2 protein-coding genes and 1 pseudogene are annotated in these 3,348 nt (G+C 66.4%); 1 reads left to right on the plus strand and 2 read right to left on the minus strand.

Going from position 1 to position 3,348, the window contains the following annotated elements:
• The coding region (locus CWO91_RS41815; RefSeq protein ID WP_130221120.1) for a class I adenylate-forming enzyme family protein at positions 1 to 1,105 on the minus strand (1,105 nt) is incomplete at its 3' end.
• 4 nt (positions 1,106 to 1,109) lie between these two features.
• Positions 1,110 to 2,966: an extracellular solute-binding protein gene (locus tag CWO91_RS41820; protein ID WP_165406078.1), complete on the minus strand. Its 1,857-nt coding sequence runs from the start codon at positions 2,964 to 2,966 to the stop codon at positions 1,110 to 1,112.
• 260 nt (positions 2,967 to 3,226) lie between these two features.
• Between CWO91_RS41820 and CWO91_RS45715 the strand changes: the two are divergent.
• Positions 3,227 to 3,348: pseudogene (locus CWO91_RS45715) on the plus strand (invasion associated locus B family protein); the annotation flags it as partial.

Raw genomic sequence — 3,348 nt, forward strand, 5'->3', positions numbered from 1 at the left:
GGGTCAGCAGGATCTCGCCGGCGATGGAGGAGCCGGACTGCTCGCGCGGCGCGCCATGCGGCCCCGGCATCACCGCGACAGGCATGCCGTCCTCGCCGCGGCGGGCGCCGAACAGGCCGGCCTCGCCGAATAGATAGACATCCGTGAGCGGCGCATGCGGCGCGATCCAGGCATCGCTTGCGGCGACCTGCTCGGGCGCGCGCCAGAGGCCGATGACGTTGCGTAAGGTCGGCATCCGCGCCGCGAGATCGGAATCGCCGAGGCGCAGCGCGAGCTGGGCAGGCGCGATCAGCACCTCGCATTCGTGCTGGTTGATCTGTTGCTCCAGCACCTCGCTCTCGAAGGGATGATGCAGCGCCAGCGTGCCGCCCGAGAGCAGCCACACCGCGAGCGAGGAGGCCAGCCCCGCGAACGACATCGGCGCGAACGCCGCCATCACGGTCGCGCCCTGCTTGACGTCGGCTTCGAGCGACATCGCCAGACCACCGGCGATCAGGCTGAAATGCGGCCGCGGCACCGGGCGAAAACCTTCCGCGGTGACGTCGAAGGAGATCATCGCCGCCTTGCGGCCGTCCTGGATCACGGCGCGCGTGGTGCCGGGCGGGCGAGCCAGCACGTCGTCGAGCGAAGCCATGCCCTCGGGCAGATCGGTGCCGAAGCCGCAGACGTGACGGATCGAGAAGGCTTCGGCGGCCGCATGCATCGCCAGGTCGGCATAGCTGACGCCGTCGACCGTGCTCATGGTGACGATGGCGCGCGCTGCGGTGCGGTTGAGCGCGGCGGTCAGTTCCGCGTGCCGCCACAGCAGCGGCAGCACGGCGACGACAAGGCCGGCGCGATGGGCGGCGAGCACCGTCAGCACGAACTCGACCGTGTTGGGCAGCTGGATCGCGATGACGGAATTGGCCGGCAGGCCGGATTCCACGAAATACGCCGACAGCGCCTCGATCGCCGTATCGGTCTCGGCGTAGGTCATCCGCCGCGGCTGGTGCCCGGTCACGCGCGCCTTGTTGAGGGGATCGAGCAAAGCGGGCGCGTGCGGCTGCCGGGTCAGCGTGCGCTGAAACAGCGTGTCGAGCGTCGGCGATATTGCTGGCTGATTCACGGCGTCACTTTGCTTGATGAGCTTGCGGCTGCCCCTTCGACCACCAGGTCTCCGGCAAATAGCCGGACAGCGAAGTGGCCATGGGCTGTTCTATCCGATTCCAGCGCGCGATCCATTGCTCGGATACGTTAAACAGGGGGATTGTGTAGAAGCCCGCGATCAAAGCGCGGTCGAGCGCGCGCACCGCCGAGACGAAGTCCGTATGTTCACGGGCCTCCAGCAGGGCGGCGATCATGGCATCGACGGCGGGATCCCTGGCGCCCATGTAGTTGCGGGTCCCCGGATTGTCGGCGGCGGCGCTGCCCCAATAGAAATACTGCTCATTGCCGGGCGACAGCGACTGGTCCCAGCGGTTCTGGATCATGTCGAACTCGTAAGCGAGCCGGCGCTGATCGAACTGTACGGGATCGACCGAACGAACGGTCGTCTCGATGCCGGCGCGCTTGAGGTCGCGCTGGAAGGCGAGGGCGACGCGCTCCTGGTCGCGGGTCGTGACCATGATCTCGAAGGTGAAAGGCGCCTTGGTCGCGCGGTTGCGCAGCACGGTACCGTCGAGATCGTAGCCGGCCTCGGACAACAGCTTCAGCGCGGCGCGCAGCGTGGTGCGGTCGCGTCCCGAGCCGTCGGTGACCGGCAGGCGGTAGCTGCCGTCCATGATGTCGGGCGGGATCTGCGCGGCGAAGGGGTTCAGCAGCTCACGCTCGCGCGCATCCGCAGGTCGGCCGTAGGCCGATAGTTCCGAGCCGGCGAAATAGCCGGCGATGCGCGAATAGAGCCCGAAGAAATAGTTGCGGTTGACCAGCCCGAAATCGAACAGCAGCGTCAGCGCCTTGCGCACACGGATGTCGGCGAAGATCGGACGGCGGGTGTTGAACACCAGGAATTCGGAAGGCTGCGGCACCCCCGGCTTGATGGTGTCGCGGATCACTTCGCCGCTTCTGGCGGCCCGAAAGTCATAGCCGTCGTGCCAGCGCAGGGGCTCGTGCTCGACACGGAAATCATAGAGGCCGCGCTTGAAGGCTTCGAACTGGCCGTTGGCCTCGCGAAAATAGTCGAGCCTGATCTCGTCGAAATTGTAGAGCCCGCGATTGATCGGCAAATCACGGCCCCAATAGTCGGGATTGCGCGTGAGCGTCACGCTGGCGCCTGGCTTCACCGCCGTGACGCGATAGGGACCGGAGCCGACCGGGCCCGTCAGTGTCGTCTCCTCGAAGCTGGCGACATCGACTGCATGCCTCGGCAGGATCGGCATCAGGCCGAGGATCAGTGGCAGCTCGCGGTCATTGGCGTCGGTGAGGTCGAAGCGGACAGTGAGGGGATCGGGCGCCTCGGCCTTCGTCACCTTGGCGTAATACTGGCGGTGATTGGGACGGCCGTGGTCGCGCAAGAGCTGCCAGGAGAACAGCACGTCTTCGGCAAGCACGGGTTTGCCGTCGGAGAAGCGGGCGCGCGGATCGAGGTGGAACGTGACAAAGGTCCGGTCGTCGTTGGTTTCGACGGTCCGGGCGAGCAGACCATAAAGTGTGAACGCCTCGTCCTGGCCGCGCGCGAGCAGGCTCTCGACCACGTAGCTCCGCACCTGCTGCACGGCCACCCCTCTCACGATGAAGGGATTGAGGCTGTCGAAGGTGCCGAGAACGCCCCAGGTCATGCGTCCGCCTTTCGGGGCATCCGGATTGGCGTAGGGCATGCGGGTGAAATCGGCAGGCATCGCCGGCTTGCCATGCATGGCGATGGCATGGGCTTCCTCGGCACGCGCGCCGCCTGCCGACAGCCCGACGGAGAGGGCCAAAACGAGGGCCGGGGCGAGACGGCAAAGGCGGCGTCCGGGGCCCTCGAGGAGGCGCTGGAACATGAACATCGGCACACGTTGATTCGAGGACCGGCGGGCTTGAATCCTATCACAGGGAATTTCACTGGGTGCAGCTGTGGATGTGGCCAAAGACGCTTGTCGGCATTGATCTTTTCGTCGGCCACGTTAAGAAGGCGGTCAATCGCGCAAGAGCGCCGAGCCCGTCACTTATCCGCCTCAATTGACGGGGAGAGAGCCGCGCCCAAGGCGGCCAGGTTCGGCGCTTCGGAGCGGTTCGGGCACTTCCCGTTCAGAAAGGGTTTTCCGCAATGAATTTTCGTTACTTGGCCGCGTCCGTCCGGCCGCGCGGGCGACTTCTCGCCTTGTTGACGGCGACGGCGTTGGCCGTTCCGTTTGCCGCCGAGGCCCAGACCCCGGCGCCGGCCCCAGG

This window comes from Bradyrhizobium genosp. SA-3 (genome assembly GCF_004212635.1).
Classification (GTDB): Bacteria; Pseudomonadota; Alphaproteobacteria; order Rhizobiales; family Xanthobacteraceae; genus Bradyrhizobium.

Excerpts from the sequence above, each read along its gene's own strand:
- CWO91_RS41820 (WP_165406078.1), bottom strand. The coding sequence starts at position 2,966 with ATGTTCATGTTCCAGCGCCTCCTCGAGGGCCCCGGACGCCGCCTTTGC.